Origin of the sequence: Tolypothrix sp. VBCCA 56010 (assembly GCF_050875635.1) — a bacterium.
Taxonomy (GTDB): Bacteria; Cyanobacteriota; Cyanobacteriia; order Cyanobacteriales; family Nostocaceae; genus Hassallia.
Genome location: NZ_JBPAOH010000428.1, coordinates 1 through 487, shown reverse-complemented (window position 1 = coordinate 487; position 487 = coordinate 1). Strand labels below are relative to the sequence as shown.

1 protein-coding gene is annotated in these 487 nt (G+C 37.4%); it reads right to left on the bottom strand.

Annotated features, from left to right (window positions below; translation table 11 throughout):
• Positions 1-88: 88 nt before the first annotated feature.
• Positions 89-478, bottom strand: a complete 390-nt coding sequence (tnpA, locus tag AABK37_RS41850; RefSeq protein WP_432557252.1) for an IS200/IS605 family transposase — start codon at positions 476-478, stop codon at positions 89-91.
• Between the last annotated feature and the right edge of the window lie 9 nt (positions 479-487).

Below are 487 nucleotides of genomic sequence, written 5' to 3'. Positions count from 1 at the left end.
TTATAAGACAAGCGCGATAGGTGCAAAACCCTGTCTCTTTAGAGCAGGGATGTAGCGCCAACGGTGAATTTATTCACCGTGACATCTACTATTTGTGATGTGGGTCTTCAATATATTTTTTGATTACAGATGCGCTCACATTCCCAGCAGTGGAATAAAAATAGCTATTAGTCCACATACTAGGCATCTTTTTTAAATCTGGGAACTCGCTTCTAAGTAAATAAGATGACCTACCTTTAAAAAATTTAACTATTTGATTAATTGCATAAGTTGGTTGATATTCCACGAATAGATGCACATGGTCTGGTGCAACTTCTAACGCAAGAATATCCCAGTCTTTCAATGAAGCTAAATCATAAAATATTTGTCTTAACCGTTTAGCTACTTCACCTACCAAAACTTTACGCCTTCGTTTAGGTATCCATACAAGATGCACGACTGCGTTACCTACAGAATGATTGCTATGTCTAGGCTCCAAAGATTTAGT